The 18,978-nt window shown below is 71.7% G+C and carries 16 protein-coding genes; 8 read left to right on the top strand and 8 right to left on the bottom strand.

Features of this window, described 5'->3' with window-relative positions; all coding sequences use genetic code 11:
• Window positions 1–128: 128 nt before the first annotated feature.
• A complete protein-coding gene (locus HT134_RS12110; RefSeq protein ID WP_175600459.1) occupies window positions 129–656 on the bottom strand; it encodes a hypothetical protein in 528 nt (175 codons plus the stop codon).
• Window positions 657–961: 305 nt separating this feature from the next.
• Between HT134_RS12110 and HT134_RS12105 the strand changes: the two genes are divergently transcribed.
• A complete protein-coding gene (locus tag HT134_RS12105) occupies window positions 962–2,560 on the top strand; it encodes a WD40 repeat domain-containing protein (protein WP_175600458.1) in 1,599 nt (532 codons plus the stop codon).
• A gap of 13 nt (window positions 2,561–2,573) precedes the next feature.
• Window positions 2,574–3,665 (top strand): hypothetical protein, encoded by a 1,092-nt coding sequence (locus tag HT134_RS12100; protein ID WP_175600457.1) that lies wholly within the window; start codon window positions 2,574–2,576, stop codon window positions 3,663–3,665.
• A 15-nt stretch (window positions 3,666–3,680) separates the two neighbouring features.
• Here the strand turns inward: HT134_RS12100 and HT134_RS12095 are convergent, their stop codons facing one another.
• The 4 genes from HT134_RS12095 to HT134_RS12080 form a co-directional block, all read right to left on the bottom strand.
• The gene (locus HT134_RS12095; protein WP_175600456.1) at window positions 3,681–4,715 is read right to left on the bottom strand and encodes a polysaccharide deacetylase family protein; all 1,035 of its coding nucleotides are present in this window, start codon (window positions 4,713–4,715) and stop codon (window positions 3,681–3,683) included.
• A 142-nt stretch (window positions 4,716–4,857) separates the two neighbouring features.
• Window positions 4,858–6,072: an NADP-dependent isocitrate dehydrogenase gene (locus HT134_RS12090; RefSeq protein ID WP_175600455.1), complete on the bottom strand. Its 1,215-nt coding sequence runs from the start codon at window positions 6,070–6,072 to the stop codon at window positions 4,858–4,860.
• Between the two features lie 53 nt (window positions 6,073–6,125).
• On the bottom strand, window positions 6,126–6,419 hold the full coding sequence (locus HT134_RS12085) for a DUF3017 domain-containing protein (RefSeq protein WP_175600454.1): 294 nt from the start codon (window positions 6,417–6,419) through the stop codon (window positions 6,126–6,128).
• Window positions 6,416–7,537, bottom strand: a complete 1,122-nt coding sequence (locus HT134_RS12080) for a citrate/2-methylcitrate synthase (RefSeq protein WP_175600453.1) — start codon at window positions 7,535–7,537, stop codon at window positions 6,416–6,418. Before HT134_RS12080 ends, HT134_RS12085 begins: the two co-directional genes overlap by 4 nt.
• Window positions 7,538–7,718: 181 nt before the next feature.
• Here HT134_RS12080 and HT134_RS12075 point away from each other — a divergent pair, with 181 nt between their 5' ends.
• On the top strand, window positions 7,719–8,363 hold the full coding sequence (locus HT134_RS12075; protein WP_175600452.1) for an FHA domain-containing protein: 645 nt from the start codon (window positions 7,719–7,721) through the stop codon (window positions 8,361–8,363).
• On the opposite strand, the gene HT134_RS12070 is transcribed toward HT134_RS12075, so the two are convergent.
• Window positions 8,364–9,464: an anhydro-N-acetylmuramic acid kinase gene (locus tag HT134_RS12070; protein WP_175600451.1), complete on the bottom strand. Its 1,101-nt coding sequence runs from the start codon at window positions 9,462–9,464 to the stop codon at window positions 8,364–8,366.
• Between the two features lie 16 nt (window positions 9,465–9,480).
• Complete coding sequence (locus HT134_RS12065; RefSeq protein WP_175600450.1) at window positions 9,481–11,037, bottom strand: glycoside hydrolase family 10-like protein; 1,557 nt, start codon at window positions 11,035–11,037, stop codon at window positions 9,481–9,483.
• 166 nt (window positions 11,038–11,203) lie between these two features.
• Between HT134_RS12065 and HT134_RS12060 the strand changes: the two genes are divergently transcribed.
• The 3 genes from HT134_RS12060 to HT134_RS12050 all read left to right on the top strand — a co-directional run bounded on the left by HT134_RS12060 (window position 11,204) and on the right by HT134_RS12050 (window position 14,046).
• A complete protein-coding gene (locus tag HT134_RS12060) occupies window positions 11,204–12,634 on the top strand; it encodes a glycoside hydrolase family 3 protein (RefSeq protein ID WP_175600449.1) in 1,431 nt (476 codons plus the stop codon).
• A complete protein-coding gene (locus tag HT134_RS12055; RefSeq protein ID WP_246364369.1) occupies window positions 12,619–13,509 on the top strand; it encodes a MurR/RpiR family transcriptional regulator in 891 nt (296 codons plus the stop codon). The genes HT134_RS12060 and HT134_RS12055 overlap by 16 nt, the downstream gene beginning before the upstream one ends.
• Before the next feature lie 96 nt (window positions 13,510–13,605).
• A complete protein-coding gene (locus HT134_RS12050; protein ID WP_175600448.1) occupies window positions 13,606–14,046 on the top strand; it encodes an acyl-CoA thioesterase in 441 nt (146 codons plus the stop codon).
• Between the two features lie 52 nt (window positions 14,047–14,098).
• On the opposite strand, the gene HT134_RS12045 is transcribed toward HT134_RS12050, so the two are convergent.
• Entirely contained in the window at window positions 14,099–14,281 is a 183-nt protein-coding gene (locus HT134_RS12045; protein ID WP_175600447.1) for a tautomerase family protein, read from the bottom strand.
• Between the two features lie 125 nt (window positions 14,282–14,406).
• Here HT134_RS12045 and HT134_RS12040 point away from each other — a divergent pair, with 125 nt between their 5' ends.
• Window positions 14,407–15,327, top strand: coding sequence for a LysR family transcriptional regulator (locus tag HT134_RS12040; protein WP_175600446.1), 921 nt, complete (start codon window positions 14,407–14,409; stop codon window positions 15,325–15,327).
• Window positions 15,328–15,369: 42 nt separating this feature from the next.
• Complete coding sequence (dnaE, locus tag HT134_RS12035; protein ID WP_175600445.1) at window positions 15,370–18,924, top strand: DNA polymerase III subunit alpha; 3,555 nt, start codon at window positions 15,370–15,372, stop codon at window positions 18,922–18,924.
• Window positions 18,925–18,978: the final 54 nt, after the last annotated feature.

Raw genomic sequence — 18,978 nt, 5'->3', positions numbered from 1 at the left:
CACTGTGCTTACGGCCCGACGAGGCAAACTTTACGACGCGCGGGAAGCCCTCAGGGAGGCGTTAACCGTTCGTGACCCGCCCTTCGCGGCACTCCCGCGTACAACGGTGACACGTGGCGGGATCGCCGTCACGTTGAGGAGTCGCACGCGGACCGCACGGCGAACCACCCCTGCGGCTGCTCCGGCTCGGCCGGCGAGACGGTGACGGCCTGGCTGCCCCACCAGCGGCTGACCTCGAGGACCAGCTCCGGCGGCCTCGCCAGCACGGCCGCGCAGTCCTCGACGTCGAAGGCGAGGACCAGCCGCAGCGGCTCGCCCGGCCCCACGGCGCGCGGGAAGCGGCCCTCGACGGGGCTCACCTGCCGCAGGACGACTCCGTCGCCGCGCACGCCCACCCCGGTGACCGTGACGGGCATCCAGCCGTCGTTGACGAAGCTCTCGTCCACCCGGGAGGTGATGTACATCTCACTGGTGATCTCGTACCGGTCCTGGCCGCCGTCGCCCCCGTACGCCAGGCGCGGCACCACGGCGCCGCTCGCCCACACCAGGGCGGCCAGGGCCGGCAGCAGCGCCACCGCCAGGGTGGTCCGGGCCCTGACCCGGGGCAGCCGGCCGGCTTCGGCGGCGAGCCGATCCTCTATCGAATCAGAAATCACCAAATATCCCCCAGGCGTGAGATTCCGGATTCTGCTACTTTTTTCGCCGTGACGAAAGCCGATTCTTGTTAACGGCGGCGTTCCTCGTTCTGGTGGCGGTGACAATTACCGCAATCGTCCCCATATCCCGCGATCCGGTACATCCCGCCGAATTGGCGAGATTCGCCCAGCGGCAGTACCTGGCGGTCACGCCGTACAGCACGCCGGAAATCGCCCGCCGGCTCCGCTCCGAGCGGTGGTTCCGCTGGATGGGCGCCACAGCCGGATGCGTCCTCTGCCTGGCGGGCATCGTCCAAGGCACTTTCGTGACAGCCGCTTTCCATCCGGTCACCGGGTGGTTCGCCGGCGTGGTGGCGGCGGAAACGGCCCGCGCCGCGTCGGCGCCGCGCGGGGTCCGGCCGCCGGGCATGCGGATCGCCCCGTCCGGGCTCGTCCTGGTCTGGCGGATCGCCGCCGCCGTCGCCTGCGGAGTCGCCCTCAGCACGGTCGCACGGTCGTTCCGCATGGACGTGGGGGTCACCGAGCGGCTGTGGGCGGCGTCCGCGCTGTGCTCCGTGCTCGCCGTCCACGTGCTCGTCAGGGGCCTGCGGCGGCGGCCCCTGCCCGCCGGGCCCGCGGACCTGGTGGCCGCCGAGCTGGCGCTGCGGTCCCGGTCGGCGCGCGCCCTGCTCGCGGGCGGCACCGCCGTCGCCCTGTGGTCCGCCCACCACGGCGGCCTGCCGGCGCTGCCCGAGCTCGCGCTCGTCGCCGCCGTCCTGCCCGGCGTCCTCCTCCCCCTGATCGCCCTCGGCTACGGCATCAGCCCGTGGCAGGCCGGCCCGGCGCGCCCCGCCCGGACCTCGCGGGCCGTGCCGACCGGCCTCGCGCAGGGCGCCTGCGCCCTGGTGGTGACCGCCTGCCTGCTCGCCGGCTGGGCCGTGTGGGCGGCCGATCCCCTGGGCGTGGACGTCGGGACCGGCCAGTACGCGTGGGAGAACAGCCGGGTCGTGAGCCTCCGGGACGTCGTCACGGGCGCCGACGGCTGGGGCGTGCGCCAGGCCCTCGCCGCGACCGCGCCGGCACCGGTCATGGGCTTCGTCGAGGGCCCCGTCCGGTACGCCCAGGTGGACCGGAGCCGGCAGATGTGGCAGCTGTCCTCCCCCAGCGACGGGGCGGCCCTCGCCCCGGCGGTCGTGCGCCTGGCGGACGGCGGCCCGCGCGGCCGGACGGCTCCGTTCGCGCTGAGCGGCGACGGCCGGCACATCGCCTACCTCGACGGCGCCTCGCACCGCCTCGTCCTGCTGGACGTCGCCGGCGGCGCTCTGCGCCACCTCACCGGCCCGCTGGACGACCGGACCGTCCCCGAGCCCGCGCTCTCCGCCGACGGCAGCCTGGTGTCGCTGACCTCGCGGACCGGCACGGAGCTGCTCGACGTGCGCACCGGCCGCAGGACCCGCCTGCCCGGCGTGACCCGCGTCCTCGGTCTGGGAGCCGGCCGCGTGGTCGCCACCACGGGCCGCCGCGCCCTGCCCGGGGCGCCCGACACCGAGCTGCTGACGCTCGACCGGCGGGGCGCCGTGCTGACCCGCGTCCCCTTCGACCCGGCGCTGGAGGCCCTGGCCACGCCCGACGGCCGCGAGCTGGCCGTGCTCACCGAGGACGAGGTCGTGACGATGGACCCCGCCACGGGCCGCGTCCTGCGGCGCGCCGCCCTGCGCCTGGACGGTCGCCACCACGGGACGCCCCGGCCGCTGGGCTGGTCGGCCGGCGGCGGGTTGCTCGTCCACGCCGAGTCGAACGGGGCCCGGCGGCGCGAGCACCAGCTGGTGGACCCCGCCACCGGCCGGGGCAGGACCGTGGAGGACCTGCCCGAGGACCTGGACGAGGACCTGGACGACGACACCGTGTTCGGCGCGGTCGGATGACGGAGGCGGGAGCGTGGCCGTGCGGGTGAGGGCTCCGGGGCCGTGGACGGGCGCCGCGGCCGTGCTGGTGGTCGTGGCGGCGCTCTGGGTGAGCGCGCCCGTGTGGTCGCAGCCGCACGTCCGGTTCGTCCGCCCGAGCGCGGACCGGCCCGTGTCGGCGCCCGGCCCGCGCGAGCTGCGATGCCCCGCCCCGGCGCCCGTCCGGTACGCCTACCGGCCCGTCTGCGGCGACGGCGGCGAGGCGTGCGAGCACTGGATCCTCGTCTCCACCCGGGGTGAACGCCGGTGGCTGCCCCATGGCTTCGGCGACGGCCCGCTCGCCCTGAGCCGCGACGGCACGCGCGCCGCCTACTGGCATCAGAAGAAGCGGCGGTACGCCGTCGTGGACCTGGCCGAGGGCGCGACCACGTTCCTGCCCCGGAGCCTCCCCCAGCCGCAGGACCCGGGCGCCGGCGGCCAGGCGCCGCTGTTCTCCCTCGACGGCCGGCACCTGCTCGTCGCGGACGAGCGGATCGACGTGGACGCGGACCAGGTCGTCCCCGGCCCCCTCCTCGTGGTAGACGTGGCGCGCGGCCGGGTGACGCGCCTGCCGCGCGGCGAGCGGGCCCTCGGCTGGACCGGCCGCGGCCTGGCCCTGGTGACCGCCGAGCGGACCGGCCGCATCCCCGGGCACGTCACCTCCGGCTCGTACGTCGTCCGCTCGCCGGAGGGCACGCTCGTCAGCCGCGCCGCGCTGCCCGGCGGCCTGGCCCCGGCGGCCGTGCCCGCCCCCTCCGGCGAGACCCTGGCCACGGTCGCCACCGAGCTCACCCCGGCCGGCCCGGTGTTCCGGGGCGTCGTCCTGACGGGGACGCGCGCGGGGCGGCCGCTGCGCACCGTCGTGCCGCGGCTGCCCGCCGGATGGCGCGTCGACCGCCTCGTGCGCTGGGAGGGCGAGGACGCGCTGGTCGCCGAGGCGCGCGGCCCGCACCACGAGCTCGCGTACCACCTGCTCGGCCTGGCCGACGGGAGCGCGACCCCGCTGGGCTTCGACCTGCCCCCGCCCGACTCCGCGGCCACCGCCGTGCCCGACCGCACGCGGCTCGTCGTGGGCCGCGTCCGCTAGCGGGAGCCGGGGGCGTCAGTACTGCAGGGCGCGGGTCTTGTACGTGGTGCGCAGGAACGGGTCCTTGAACTTGGGGAACGCCACCGTCGTCACGTCGCCGTCCGAGGTGTAGCGCATGTCCGGGTTGTTCTTCAGCCAGTCCAGCCACGCGGTGGAGCAGAACTGGGCGCAGTCGCCCTTCTTGTCCATGGCCCTGATGCGCGGGATGCCGAGCGGGTCGAACGAGCGGCTGAACGGCGACGCCGCCGGCGTGTAGCCGGCCAGGAAGACGCCGCTGTGGTCGTAGGAGACGTTGCCGAGCTTGCCCCGGGCGGCCCACTCCTTGTGGCTCGGCTGGTTGCCGTACGGCAGGGCCAGCGTGACCGGCTTGACGTTGGTGAGGGCGCCGATCTGCTGGGCGATCGAGCCGATCTGCTCCTCGACCTCCTTCTTCGACTTGCCGCGCAGGTTGACGTGGTCGCGCGTGTGGTTGCCGATGTCGAAGCCGTTCTGCTTGAGCCACAGCAGCGTCTGCGCCTGCTCCTCCGGCGTCGTCTTGCCGAACATGTCGCGCGTCACGTAGAACGTCGCGACCGGCCGGAACCCGGGGTGCCTGGCCGCCACCTCGCGCAGGATGGCGACCGCCGTCTCCGCCTTGGGCACGCCCACCTCGTCCAGGGTGAGCTGCGACGGCGAGGAGTCGTCGAAGGTGAGCACGACCGGGTGCGTGCCCGCGGGGATGTCCATCTTGCCGGTGACGTACTCGGCCGCGGTGACCGGCACGTAGCCGTCCTTGGCCAGCCGTTCGAGGTCGGAGCGGAACTGCTCGGGAGTCCGGTCGTCGGTGGTCGTCGGGTTCCTGATCACCCGGTGGAACATGAGCACCGGCACCTGGCCGAGCTCGTTGGCCTTGACCTTGGCCGCGGCCGCGAGCTTGGCCGCCCGGGTCTGCTTGGTCTGGGCCGCCGTGTCGGCCTTGCCGGTGCCGGACTTGGGCGCGGGCTCACTGCCGCAGCCGGCGAGCACGACCACCGCGGCCAGGCCCACCCCGATCGAGACACGCAGTCGCATCCGAACCCCCCGAGACAGGTACGACTCCTTTGGCAGGCTCCTACCCCGGTGATCAACTACGCCACGCCCGCCGGAGTCCCAAGAGATGGCCCGGAACAGCGAAAAGGGCCGCCCTGAGGCGGCCCTTCCACGAACGGGACGATCAAGCCATCTTCTTCTTGAGGTTCTCGTCCAGCGCGGCCAGGAAGTCCTGGGTGGTGAGCCACTCGGCGTCGCCGCCGACCAGCAGCGCGAGGTCCTTGGTCATCTGACCGCTCTCGACGGTCTCGACGCAGACCTGCTCCAGCGTGTTGGCGAACTCGGTCACCGCGGGGGTGTTGTCGAGCTTGCCGCGGTGGGCCAGGCCGCGCGTCCACGCGAAGATCGAGGCGATCGGGTTGGTGGAGGTCGGCTTGCCCTGCTGGTGCTGGCGGTAGTGCCGGGTCACCGTGCCGTGGGCGGCCTCGGCCTCGACGGTGCGGCCGTCGGGCGTCATCAGGACCGAGGTCATCAGGCCGAGCGAGCCGAAGCCCTGCGCGACCGTGTCGGACTGGACGTCGCCGTCGTAGTTCTTGGCCGCCCAGACGTAGCCGCCCTCCCACTTCAGGGCCGCGGCGACCATGTCGTCGATCAGGCGGTGCTCGTAGGTCAGGCCGGCCTTCTCGAAGTCGGCCTTGAACTCGTTCTCGTAGACCTCGGCGAAGATGTCCTTGAAGCGGCCGTCGTATGCCTTGAGGATCGTGTTCTTCGTCGACAGGTAGACCGGGTAGTTGCGGGCCAGGCCGTACCGCATGGACGCGCGCGCGAAGTCGCGGATCGACTCGTCCAGGTTGTACATGGCCAGGGCGACACCCGGGCCGGGGAAGTCGTAGACGTCCAGCTCGATCGGCTCCGAGCCGTCCTTCGGGGTGAACGTCAGGGTCAGCGAGCCCTCGCCGGGGATCTTCAGGTCGGTCGCGCGGTACTGGTCGCCGAACGCGTGACGGCCGACCACGATGGGCTTGGTCCAGCCCGGCACCAGGCGCGGCACGTTCGACATGATGATCGGCTCGCGGAAGATGACGCCGCCGAGGATGTTGCGGATCGTGCCGTTCGGCGACCGCCACATCTTCTTCAGGCCGAACTCCTCCACCCGCGCCTCGTCGGGGGTGATCGTGGCGCACTTCACGCCCACGCCGTACTGCTTGATGGCGTTGGCGGCGTCGATCGTGACCTGGTCGTCCGTGGCGTCGCGGTGCTCGATGCCGAGGTCGTAGTACTTCAGGTCGACGTCGAGGTAGGGAAGGATCAGCTGTTCCTTGATGAACTGCCAGATGATCCTGGTCATCTCGTCGCCGTCAAGCTCGACGACCGGACCCTCCACCTTGATCTTGGGCATGCGAATGGTTCCCCTTCAATGAATTGATGCGTCGAGGCTATCGGACCGCCGAGTCAGCGTGCGAAAAGGGACATGATGAGGGCTTTGAGCTCGTTGTTTCCCAGCAACAGGGAGGTCAGCACGAGCACGAAGCCGAACACGCCCAGCGTCACGACATCCGTCTTCTTGCTGCGCACGGCGAGCATGCCGCCGTACCCCGCGAAGCGCAGGGCGGCGGCCACCATCACCGCGCCGCCCAGCGCGAACCCGCCCCACCGCGGGTCCACCAGCAGGGTCACGGCGACGGCCGCGACCGCACCCGCCAGGATCAGCGGGTACGGCCCCCAACTCTCATCCGACGGAGTCACCTTTCCTCGATCGGCTTCCACTTCTGGTCCCGCTCTCCGATGTACTCGCTGTCGGGACGGATCAGGCGGTTGTCGGCGTGCTGCTCGATCACGTGGGCCGTCCAGCCCGCCATGCGGCTGATCGAGAAGACCGGCGTGAACAGGTCCGTGGGGATGCCGAGGTAGTGGTAGACCGTCGCGGCGTAGAAGTCGACGTTCGGGTAGAGGCCCTTCTCCTCGAGGACGACCTCCTCCATCTCCTTGGACATCCGGTAGTACGTGTCGTCGCCCGACGCCTCCGCCAGCTCCTGCGACATGCGGCGCAGGTGCGTGGCCCGCGGGTCCTCCGTCTTGTAGACCCGGTGGCCGAAGCCCATGATCTTCTCGTGCGCGGCCAGCTTCTCCCTGACCGAGCGCGCCACGTCGTCCGGCGACAGCGACTCCAGGGTCTTCATGACCTGCTCGTTCGCGCCGCCGTGCAGCGGCCCCTTGAGCGTGCCGATGGCGGCGACGATCGCGGAGTGCATGTCGGACAGCGTGGCGGCGCAGACCCGGGCGGCGAACGTCGAGGCGTTCATCGTGTGGTCGGCGTGCAGCACCAGGCAGGTGTCGAAGATCTCCACCTCGCGCGCCCCCGGCTCGCGGCCCGTGACCTGCAGCAGGAAGTTGCCCGCGATGCTCAGCTCCGGGTTCGGCTCCGGCGGGGTGCCCCCGGTCCGGGCCGCGTGGTAGCCGGCCACGAGCAGCGGCTGCTGCGCGGTCAGGCGGGCGGCCTTGCGCAGGTTGGCGTCCGGGGCGATCGAGTCACGGTCGGGATCGTCCGCGGCGGACAGCGAGACGAGGCTGCGCAGGGCCTCCATCGGTTTCTGCTTCTCGGCGATCTCGGCGATGTTCGCCGCGGCGAGCGCGCCGAGCTCGCGGCCACGCGCCAGCTCTTCCCCGAAGGCGTCGAGCTCCTCCCGGGTGGGCAGCTTGCCCCGCTGGAGCAGATGGGCGGTCTCTTCGAACGTCGCTCTGCCTGCCAGGTCGTGGATGTCGTATCCCCGGTAGAACAGGCGACCGGCCTTACCGTCGATGTCGCTCAGCGCCGTGGACGCTGCTACGACGTCGGCCAGGCCTTTCGTGGGCTTGTCCGCCATGAGTGTTTCCTCCGGTTATCTTCGGTGGAAGTCTACCCGTGAGCAGGCAAAACCGTCCGCGAAGGTCCAGACCAATTTCACGTGTCATTCTCCTTATGGCAAAGGCGATTCCCCATCCCCTCGTTTGGGTAAGCCGGAGCTGTAGTAAGAGTTACGGCGGGCTACCTGGGGAGGAACTGCCGTGGAGGGGCCGTTCATACGCATCGAGGACACCGGCGAGGTGGTCCCGTTGCGCCCCGAGATCACGACGGTCGGGAGGGGCCGCGGTGTCGACATCCGGCTGACCGACCCCAGCGTGTCTCGGCTCCATGCCGAGTTCGTCAGGCGAGGACCCTACCTGTACGTCGTTGACCTGGGCCTGTCCCGCAACGGCACGCGGGTGAATGGCAGGCCGATCGCCCGGAGGGTCCTGGACGACGGCGACGTCGTCTCCTTCGGCGCGGCGCGCGGCCGCATCGGCGGTGTCCCCCGCGAGGAGTTCACCCCGGAGGTCGAGCTGCGCAGGGCTGCGGCGCCGGAGCTGACCAGGCGCGAGGTGGACGTCCTGACCTCGCTCTGCCGGCCGGCGCTGTCCGACGAGGCGTTCGTGGCCCCGGCGACGGCGCGTGAGATCGCCGACGACCTGGTCGTGACGGAGGCCGCGGTCAAGCAGCACCTGCTGCGGCTGTACCAGAAGTTCCGCATCCCGGAGGGCACCAACCGGCGCACCCGGCTGGCCAACGAGGTGGTCGCGCTGGGCCTGGTCCGGCCGACCCCCGTGGTGCCGCCCCAGCGCACGGGCACCCCGGCCGACCAGCCGTCCGCGGCGGGCCGCCGGGCCTCGTGATCAGGCGAAGCGGATCGTCACCGGCGCCTCGGTGAGAGGCGCCGGCAGCGCCAGCGGATCGGAGCCCGGCGTCAGCGTGCCCAGCACCCGCGCCCCCGTGGCGCCGGTGCAGCTCGGCACGGTGGCGGGCAGGCCGTGCGCGGTCAGCCAGCCGAACAGCGAGAAGGCGATCGCCTCCTTCGCGCCGGCGGGAACGCCGAGCTCGTCGCTGGTGAGCAGCCGGGTGTCCGGCACGCGGGCGCGCAGCATGCCCATGAGCGTGGGGTTGCGGACGCCGCCGCCCGACACGATCACCGTGTCCAGCCGGTGCCGGCGGATCTCGGCGGCCACGGTCTCGGCGGTCAGCGCCGTCAGCGTGGCCACCAGGTCGGGCAGCGGCAGGTCCGCCTTGACGTAGCCCGGCGCGAACAACTCTTTACCGGTGGACTTCGGCGGTTCCTTGGCGTAGTACGGCTCGGCCAGCAGCTCCGCCAGCAGCGCCTCGTCCACGGCGCCGGCCGCGCCGAGCGCCCCGTCCTCGTCGTACGGCGGGGCGGCGGCGTCGATGAGCGCGCACGCCGGCCCGGTGTCGTAGGCGATCGCGGGCTCGCGCACGGTCAGGTTGGCGATGCCGCCCAGGTTGAGCGCGCCGGAGCGGCCCGGCAGCCCGGCCATGAGCAGCAGGTCCAGGTACGACACGAGCGGCGCGCCCTGCCCGCCGGCCGCGACGTCGCGGGCCCGCACGTCCGAGACGACCGGCAGGCCGGTGCGCTCGGCGATCCAGGCGGGCTGGCCGAGCTGGAGCGTGCCCCTGACCCGGCCGTCCTCCACCCAGTGGAAGAGCGTCTGGCCGTGCGAGCAGATCAGCTCGGCCCGCGGCGCGCGCGCCGCCGCCTCGGCGAACGCCTGGCCGATGAGGGTGTCGAGCGCGCACACCTCGCCCATGTCCACCCGGTTCGGCGGCAGGGCGGCCACGATGCGGGCCCTCAGAGCGGCCTCGTACGGCTCCTCACCGGTGTGCTCGACCACGCCGGTGAGGACGCCGTCGCTCAGCGACCAGTCCACGACGGCGCTGTCGATGCCGTCGTGCGAGGTGCCGGAGATGAGGCCCAGAACCCGCATCGCGTTCCCCCTTCCGTCAGAGCACCACGAAGCCGTTGCTCGGCTTGCTGGTCCGGTTGACCCGGTCCACGGCCACCACGTGGTAGTGGTCCCCGCGCTTGCCCTCGGGGTCGAGCCAGCGCACCTGCCGGTCGCCGGGCACGACGGCGACGAGGTTGCGGGCGTCGTCGAACGCCCCCTGGCCCGGCCGCCCGGAGAAGCGGAAGATCGCGAACAGGAACGGCTCGTCGCGGCCGGTCGCGACCGCGCGCACCTCGACGCCGCCGGAGCGGCGCAGCGCGTAGGCGAGCACGGGGCGGTGCGGCGGCTCCCCGCCGGCCAGGCGCGGCACGACCGGGGCGAGCGCGGGGCGGGTGTAGTGGTTGCTGACCGCCGTGCTGATCGAGCCGATGCGGTCGACGCGCACGTCGTTGGCGTTGTACCAGATGTCGCCGGACACCTGCGGGTGCGCGCGGTTGAGCGTGAGGTGGTCGGACAGCTCCGCCGGGTCCTGCCAGTCGGCCACCTGCGCCGGGTCGCCGGCCTTGTAGGCGGCCTGGCCGATCCACAGCAGCGTGTTCGTGCCGTTCGCCACGTCGGCCCACCACGGGACGAGCTTGGAGTAGTCGGCGGGCGGCTGGCCCATGTACCAGTAGAGCTGCGGGGCGATGTAGTCCAGCCAGCCCTTCTTCACCCAGCCGCGGGTGTCGGCGTGCAGGCCGTCGTAGGACTGCCCGCCGCTGGTGTCGGAGCCGAGCGGGTCGCTGGCCTTGTTGCGCCAGATGCCCGACGGGCTGATGCCCCAGGCGACGTCCGGCTTGGCCTCGCGGACGCGCTGCTGCATCTCCGAGACCATGAGGTCGACGTTGTGCCGCCGCCAGGTGGCCAGGTCGGGGAAGCCGGCGCCGTACTGCGCGAAGGCGGCGCTGTCGTCGAAGGCCGTGGTGTTGGTCGGGTAGAAGTAGTCGTCGAAGTGCAGGCCGTCGATGTCGTAGCGGGTGAGCGCGTCGAGCATGGCGTCCTGGCAGAACTTGCGGACCTCCGGCAGGCCGGGGTTGTAGTAGAGCTTGCCGCCGAACGGCAGGATCCAGTCGGGGTGCTTGCGGCCGGGGTGGTCCGGGTGCAGCTTGGCCGGGTCGGTCTGCATCGACACCCGGTACGGGTTGAACCACGCGTGGAAGGCCAGGCCGCGCTTGTGCGCCTCGGCCACGGCGAAGCCGAGCGGGTCGTAGCCGGGGTCCTGCCCCTGCACGCCGGTCAGCCAGTGCGACCACGGCTCGAACGGCGACGGCCAGAACGCGTCGGCGGTGGGCCTGATCTGCACGAACAGCGAGTTCAGCTTGCGCTGCACGGCCAGGTCGGCCCAGGCGATGAACTCGGCCTTCTGCTCGTCGGCGGACAGCCCCTGCTTCGAGGGCCAGTTGATGTTGGCCACCGACGCGATCCACATGCCGCGCATCTGGTGCAGCGGCGGGACGTAAGCGGCCCCCTCGGAGGTGGGGCTGGTGGTCGGGTCGGCGTAGGCGGGCAGTGGCACCGCGGACGCGGCGGCGGCGAGGGCGAGACCTTTGAGGACTGTCCTTCTGCTCGGCATGGGGGGTGGCCTCTCGGAAGCGGTTGTGTCGAGGGCGACGATGACAGAAAATTACCTTCAGTTCAATAATCGTGAAGGAAAATGCCGCGCACGCCTGCCCCGGCGTCACCGGTGACATCATCGTCCCCCACAGCCGCCTGGTCACGGGACCGGCGAAGGAGGTCCCATGACCACTGACCTGTACGGGCTCGCGTCCGCCGTGCTGCAACCCGGCTACGACGGCGTGGAGGTGCCCGACTGGATGCGCCGGGCGCTGGGCGAGGGCCTGGGCGGCGTAGTGCTGTTCGCCCGCAACCGGCCGGACGCCGAGGTGGTGCGCCGCCTGCGCGCCGAGAACCCGGCCGTCGTCGTGGCCGTGGACGAGGAGGGCGGCGCGGTCACCCGGCTGGAGGTCGAGCGGGGCAGCTCCTTCCCCGGCAACCGCGCCCTCGGCGTCGTGGACGACGTGGAGCTGACCGAACGGGTCGGCCGCCAGATCGGCCGGATGCTGGCCGAGGCCGACATCACGCTCGACTACGCGCCGTCGGCCGATGTCAACGCCAACCCGGCCAACCCGGTCATCGGCGTCCGCTCGTTCGGCCCCGAGCCGGATCTGGTGGCCCGCCACACGGCCGCGTACGTGCGGGGCGTGCAGGGGGCCGGGGTCGCGGCCTGCGCCAAGCACTTCCCCGGGCACGGCGACACCGTCACCGACTCGCACCTCGCCCTGCCCACCGTGCACGTCTCGCGGGAGGCGCTGGCGGAGCGCGACCTGCCGCCGTTCCGCGCCGCCGTCGAGGCCGGCGTCCAGTCGATCATGAGCGGTCACCTGCTCGTCCCCGCCCTGGACCCCGGCGCGCCCGCGACGCTCAGCCGCACCATCCTGACCGAGCTCCTCAGGGACGAGCTCGGCTTCGACGGCATGCTCGTCACCGACGCCATCGAGATGCGGGCGGTCGCCGCGCTGCACTCCCCCGGCGAGATCGCGGTGCGCGCGCTCGCCGCCGGGGCCGACGCCGTCTGCGCCGGTCTGGTCACCGAGGAGGGCCTGGCGGAGCTGCGTTCGGCCGTCGTGGCGGCGGTCCAGGACGGTGTCCTGCCGGAGGAGCGCCTGGCCGAGGCGGCGTCCCGGGTGCGCGCGGTCTCCCGCTGGTACGCCGGGCAGGCGGCGGCCCGCGACAAGGCCGTCGCCGACGCCGACCCCGGCGTGGGCCTGGAGGCGGCCAGGGCCGCCCTGACCACGACCGGCACGGCCCGGCTCACCCGCCCGCCGCTCGTCGTGGAGGTCAACACGCGGCTCAGCCAGGCCGTGGACCCGTCCATGCCGACGGGCCTCACGGCGGCGCTGGCCGAGCTGCTGCCGGGGACCGAGCGGGTGCGCATGACCGACGGGGGCGAGCTGCCGCCGTTCGACGAGCGGCCCGTCGTGCTCGCCGTCCACGACGCCGCCCGGCACCCGTGGGTGCGCGAACGGGTGGAGCAGGCCGTACGGGCGCGGCCGGACACGATCGTGGTGGACACTGGCATCGCCGGGCCGCCCCAGGGCGCGGCGCACGTCGCCACGCACGGCATCTCCCGCGTGTCGGCGCGCGCGGCGGCCGAATGGCTGACCCGATGACGCACGCCCCGCCCCCCGAGCCCGCCAACCCCGCCGCCGCCGTCCGCGCCGTGCTGCCCTCCCTCACCCCGGCGGCGCGGGCCATCGCGCGCGTCATCCTCGACGACCCCGAGCTGGTGGTGCGCAGCACGATCACCGAGTTCAGCGCGGTGTCCGGCACGAGCGAGGCGACGATCGTCCGCACGGCCCGGGTCCTCGGCTACAGCGGCTACTCCCAGCTGCGGTTCGCGCTGGCGGCGGCCGTGGCGGTCGCCAAGGAGCCCGAACGCCTCGTGCCGGGCGACCTCGGCCCCGAGGACCCGCTCACCGACGTGATCGCCAAGGTGGCGCGGGCCGAGTCGGAGGCGCTGGCGGACACGGCCGCGCAGCTCGACCCCGAGCAGCTCGGCGAGGTGGTCACGGCCATCGCCGCCGCCCGCCGCGTGGACGTCTACGGGGTCGGCGCGTCGGGCCTGGTGGCGGCGGACATGTCGCAGAAGCTGCTGCGGATCGGCCTGTCGAGCCACCCGTTCGCGGACGCCCACCTGGCGCTGACCAGCGCCGCGCTGCTCCGGGAGGGCGACGTGGCGGTCGCCATCAGCTGCAGCGGCGAGACGCCGGACGTGCTCGTCCCGGCCCGCACGGCGGCCGAGGCCGGCGCCATGGTCGTCGGCATCACCAACAACCCGCGTTCGACGCTGGCGGGCCTGGCGCACCACACGATGGTGTCGGCGGGCCGCGAGACCGCCTTCCGGCCGGGGGCGCTGGCCAGCCGCATCAGCCAGCTCCTGATCGTGGACTGCGTGTTCGTCGGGCTCGCCCAGCGCACGTACGACACGGCTGACGCCGCCATCCGGGCCACCCGCGAGGCCACGGAGCGCTACCGCCTACGCTGATCGCCGAGCCTCCATGACCTTGCGATCGACCCACCCGCCGGCGATCGACCCACCCGCCGGCGGCCGTCGCGGCCGCCGGCCCCGAGAAAGGCCTCCATGGACCAGAGCGCGCCCCCGGCCGACCTCGATCAGGTCTTCGCCCAGCCGTTCACGCCCCGCTTCTACGAGATCGACGGTCAGGGCGTCATGTTCAACATGTGGTACCTGGCCTATGTCGACGAGGCGGTGACCGGCTTCTTCGTCCACCGCGGCCTGCCGTACAGCAGGTGGCCCGACCTGGGTTTCGACGTGCGGGTCGCCCACGCCGAACTCGACTGGAAGGAGGGCATCGAGGGCGGCGAGCGATCCGAGGTGCTGATCAGCACCGCCCGCGTCGGAGGCAGAAGCTTCACCTTGGACTTCGCCTTCCGGCGCGACGGGAGGCTGACGTGCACGGGCTGCGTCGTCTACGTCACGGTGTCGACCGGCGATTCCGCCGTGATCCCGCTGCCGTCCTCGCTGATCGAGGCGCTGGGCCCGATCGTCCCACTGCGCTAGAGCCGGCGCCCGGCGTGGCGCGGGCGGTGCCACGCCGGGCCTGGCCGGGTCGTCACCTGTCGGCGACGAGCGTGCCGCCCACGGCGTAGCCGTCGGCCGGGTAGTCCTGGATCCAGATGTGCACGGCGTCCGCCGGGATCTTGTAGGCGTCCACGAAGGCGTCGGTGATCCGGTTGACCAGGTCCCGCTTGAGCTCGGGGTCCTTGGGGAGCTGCTGGATGGTGACAGCGGGCATGATTTGTCTCCTTTGTCGCTTTCTCGCTTGCGCACCACCAGTCAAGCGGCAGCGCCCGCCGGGAACCAGACGCAGTCCGGACCTGCTGCGATCAGTGATGCTGATCGTCACTTATGCTCGGGCCCGTGGAGCTTCGTCAGGTTCGCTGTTTCGTGGCCGTGGCCGAGGAGCTGCACTTCGGCCGGGCGGCCGAACGCCTCCTGCTCGGCCAGCCCGCGGTGAGCCAGCACATCAGACGCCTGGAGCGGGAGCTGAGGGTCGAGCTGTTCGACCGTTCGCCCCGGCATGTCCGGCTCACCGCCGCCGGCGAGCTGTTCCTGCCGGGCGCCCGCAGGATGCTCGCCGCCGAGGAGGAGGCGCGAGCCTCCGTCGCCGAGCTGGCCGAGGGGCGGACCGGTGTGTTGCGGCTCGGCACCGTGTCCGGCCTCGGCCCCAGGCTCGACCGCATCCTGGACGCCTACGAACGCCACGCGCCCGGCGTACGGGTCGAGCTCGTCTCCCTGCCCGTCAAGGAGCGGCTCGCCCAGCTCGCCGGCGACCGCCTGGACGCGGCCTTCGTCCGCGCCGCCGTGCCGGACGACAGCCCCGAACTGCGGTTGATCCCGCTCTGGGAAGAGGAACTGCTCATCGCGCTGCCCGCCCGCCACCCCCTCGCCGCAGGGGACCAGCCGGCCCTGCCGGACCTCGCCGGTCTGCCGCTGCGCCTCACCGACCGCCGCACCAACCCGGCCCTGGTCGATCTGGTGGTGAACGCCTGCCACGAGGCCGGCTTCGAGCCCGTCACGGCATCGGCGGGCGGCACGCTGCACGACACTCTGGCCGCCGTCGGGGCGGGCGCCCCCACCTGGACGGTCGTCTACGCGGCCAATGCCGCGATGACGAGCGCTCCGCGGGTGGTCTTCCGCCGCCTGCGCGACCGCACCCTCACCCTGCGGACCTCGCTCGCCGTACGACGCTCGCGCTCCGTGCCCCGCGTGCTGCTCGCGGCCTGCCGTGAACAGCCGCCGCCGTGTCGGCCGGGCGTGCCGGGGGCCGAGACGGAATAGGCTCGTCCCTCAGTCGGCCGGGGCGCGAGGTAAGGGGCACAGGTGAGCGATTCGTTCGTGCATCTCCACGTACACACCGAGTACAGCATGCTGGACGGAGCGGCCAAGATGTCGCCGCTGTTCGGCGAGGCGGAGCGGCTCGGGATGCCGGCGATCGCGATGTCGGACCACGGCAACATGTTCGGCGCCTACGAGTTCCACAAGGTCGCCAAGGGCGGCGGCGTCAAGCCGATCATCGGCATCGAGGCCTATGTCGCGCCGGAGAACCGTTTCCACAAGAAGCCGGTCTTCTGGGGGTCGCGGGCCGAGACCGGCGTGGCGGACGGCGAGGGCGGCAAGGACGTCTCCGGCGGCGGCCGCTTCACCCACATGACCATGTGGGCCAAGGACGCCGACGGGCTGCGCAACCTGTTCCGGCTCTCGTCGCTCGCCTCGTTCGAGGGCTACTACAGCAAGCCGCGCATGGACATGGACCTGATCTCTCAGTACGCCTCGGGGATCATCGCCACCACCGGTTGCCCGTCCGGTGCCGTGCAGACCCGGCTGCGGCTCGGCCAGTACGACGAGGCCGTCAAGGTCGCCTCGGCCTACCAGGACATGTTCGGCAAGGAGAACTACTTCCTGGAGTTGATGGACCACGGCATCGACATCGAGCGGGAGGTCCGGGAGGACCTGCTGCGCCTGGCCAAGCAGCTCGACATCCCGCTGCTGGTCACCAACGACAGCCACTACGTGACCGAGGACCAGGCCGACGCCCACGACAGCCTGCTGTGCGTGGGCGTCGGCAAGAACAAGGACGACCCCAACCGGTTCCGGTTCAACGGCTCGGGCTACTACCTCAAGAGCGCCGCGGAGATGCGGGAGCTGTTCTCCGAGCTGCCCCAGGCGTGTGACAACACCCTCCTGGTCGCCGAGATGGTCGGCGACTACAGCGACGTGTTCACCTACGTGGACCGCATGCCGCAGTTCCCCGACGTCCCCGAGGGCGAGACCCAGGAGTCGTGGCTGCGCAAGGAGGTCGAGCGCGGCCTGGAGCTGCGCTACGGCACGCCGGTGCCCGAGGAGGTGCAGGAGCGCTACGAGACCGAGATGAAGGTCATCGGCCCCATGGGGTTCAGCTCGTACTTCCTCGTGGTCGCCGACATCTGCCGCTACGCCCGGGAGAACGGCATCCCGGTCGGGCCCGGCCGAGGATCGGCCACCGGCTCGATCGTCGCCTACGCCACCCGCATCACCGAGCTCGACCCGCTGGAGCACGGCCTGCTGTTCGAGCGCTTCCTCAACCCCGAGCGGATCAACCCGCCGGACGTCGACCTCGACTTCGACGACCGCCAGCGCGACCGCATGGTGGCCTACGTCACCGACAAGTACGGCAAGGAGATGACCGCCCAGGTCAACACCTTCGGCACGATCAAGGCCAAGGCCGCCGTCAAGGACGCCGCCCGCATCCTCGGCTACCCGTTCGTCGTCGGCGACAAGATCACCAAGGCGATGCCGCCGGACGTCATGGGCAAGGGCGTCCCGCTGGCCAAGCTGTTCGACAAGGACCACCCCCGCTACGTCGAAGGCGTGGAGATCCGAACGCTCTACGACAACGACGCGGACGTCAAGAAGGTGATCGACACCGGCCGCGGCATCGAGGGCCTGATCCGCGGCACCGGCGTCCACGCCGCCGCGGTCATCCTGTCCTCGCATCCGCTGCTGGACCTGATCCCCATGCACATGCGGGACAAGGACGGCGTGGTCATCACCGGGTTCGACTATCCCTCCTGCGAGGAGATGGGCCTGGTCAAGATGGACTTCCTGGGCCTGCGGAACCTGGGCATCATCGACCACGCCATCAAGATCATCGAACAGAACCGGGGCGTCCGGCTCGACACGCTCACCATCCCGCTGGACGACGAGACCACCTACAAGCTGCTGGCCCGCGGCGACACCCTCGGCGTCTTCCAGCTCGACGGCGGCCCCATGCGCCAGCTCCTCAAGCTGATGGAGCCGACCCGGTTCGAGGACATCGCCGCCGTGCTCGCCCTGTACCGGCCGGGCCCGATGGCCGCCAACGCCCACACCAACTACGCGCACCGCAAGAACGCCCGCCAGGACATCGAGCCCATCCACCCCGAGCTGAAGGAAGCGCTCGAACCCATCCTGGGCCCGACCTTCCACCTGCTGGTCTACCAAGAGCAGATCATGGCCGTCGCCCGGGAGCTGGCCGGCTACACCCTCGGCGGCGCCGACCTGTTGCGCCGCGCCATGGGCAAGAAGAAGCCCGAGATCCTGGCCAAGGAGTTCGTGAACTTCCAGGCCGGCATGCGCGGCAACGGCTACTCCGACGAGTCGATCCAGGCGCTGTGGGACGTCATGCTGCCGTTCTCCGGTTACGCCTTCAACAAGTCCCACACCGCCGGATACGGACTGGTCGCCTACTGGACCGCCTACCTGAAGGCCAACTACCCGGCCGAGTACATGGCCGCCCTGCTGACCAGCGTCGGCGACGACAAGGACAAGGCCGCCGTCTACCTGGCCGAGTGCCGCAAGATGGGCATCCAGGTCCTGCCGCCCGACGTCAACGACTCCCAGCTCGACTTCGTCGCCGTCGGCGACGACAAGGTCCGCTTCGGGATGGGCGCGGTGCGCAACGTCGGCGAGAACGTCGTCGAGGGCATCGTCAAGGCCCGCAAGGACAAGGACGCCTACAGCGACTTCAACGACTTCCTCGACAAGGTGCCGCTGGTGGTGTGCAACAAGCGCGTCATCGAGTCGCTGATCAAGGCGGGCGCCTTCGACTCGCTCGAGCACCCGCGCAAGGGCCTGCTCATGATCCACGAGCAGGCGGTGGACTCGGTCATCGACATCAAGAAGAACGAGGCCCACGGCCAGGACTCCCTGTTCGGCGGCCTGTCCGACGCGGGCGACGACCAGAGCTTCACCATCGCCATCCCCGACCTGGCGTGGGACAAGAAGACCCAGCTCGACTTCGAACGGGAGATGCTCGGCCTGTACGTCTCCGACCACCCCCTGGCCGGCACCGAGCGGCTCCTCGCGCGCAACCGCGACACCACGATCGCCGACCTGCTGGAGAGCGGCCGGGACGACCGCGGCGACGTGCGCGTGTGCGGGCTGATCACCAAGGTCGACAAGCGGGTCAACAAGGCCGGCAACATGTGGGCGATCGCCACGGTCGAGGACATGGACGCCGCGGTGGAGTGCCTGTTCTTCCCCAAGACCTACGAGCTGTACGCGCCGTACCTGCGCGAGGACCTCGTGGCGTCGGTGGGCGGACAGATCAACAACCGCGACGGCGCCATCTCGGTCTTCGCCCAGGACCTGACCACGATCGACATCTCCAGCGTGACCAGCGACTCCGGGCACCCGGTGACCATCCAGATCCGCGAGGAGCGCCTCAACGAGAGGCTGGTCGAGGAGCTGCGCAACGTGCTGAAGATGCACGAGGGCAGCGTGCCGTTGCGGATCAACCTACGGCGGCTGACCGGCAAGACGATCATGCTCGCCGTCCCGGAGTTCCCGGTCAACGCCGAGACGTCGTTCGCGGCCGACATCAAGGCGCTGTTCGGGCCGGACGCGATCACCCTGTGACCGCGCGCGCACGGTGATCCCGGTGGGTAGGGTCGGTCGCAGAACCGGGAGAAG

The organism is Nonomuraea rhodomycinica, assembly GCF_013363995.1.
Lineage (GTDB): Bacteria > Actinomycetota > Actinomycetes > Streptosporangiales > Streptosporangiaceae > Nonomuraea > Nonomuraea rhodomycinica.
The sequence above is the reverse complement of the archived record's forward strand: the minus strand, read 5'-3'. Positions and strand labels throughout refer to the sequence as shown.

Coding starts and splice junctions, on each gene's coding strand:
- HT134_RS12095 (WP_175600456.1), bottom strand. CDS start 4,715: ATGCGACTGCGTGTCTCGATCGGGGTGGGCCTGGCCGCGGTGGTCGTG.
- HT134_RS12090 (WP_175600455.1), bottom strand. CDS start 6,072: ATGCCCAAGATCAAGGTGGAGGGTCCGGTCGTCGAGCTTGACGGCGAC.
- HT134_RS12080 (WP_175600453.1), bottom strand. CDS start 7,537: ATGGCGGACAAGCCCACGAAAGGCCTGGCCGACGTCGTAGCAGCGTCC.
- HT134_RS12070 (WP_175600451.1), bottom strand. CDS start 9,464: ATGCGGGTTCTGGGCCTCATCTCCGGCACCTCGCACGACGGCATCGAC.
- HT134_RS12065 (WP_175600450.1), bottom strand. CDS start 11,037: ATGCCGAGCAGAAGGACAGTCCTCAAAGGTCTCGCCCTCGCCGCCGCC.
- HT134_RS12060 (WP_175600449.1), top strand. CDS start 11,204: ATGACCACTGACCTGTACGGGCTCGCGTCCGCCGTGCTGCAACCCGGC.
- HT134_RS12055 (WP_246364369.1), top strand. CDS start 12,619: ATGGCTGACCCGATGACGCACGCCCCGCCCCCCGAGCCCGCCAACCCC.
- HT134_RS12050 (WP_175600448.1), top strand. CDS start 13,606: ATGGACCAGAGCGCGCCCCCGGCCGACCTCGATCAGGTCTTCGCCCAG.
- HT134_RS12045 (WP_175600447.1), bottom strand. CDS start 14,281: ATGCCCGCTGTCACCATCCAGCAGCTCCCCAAGGACCCCGAGCTCAAG.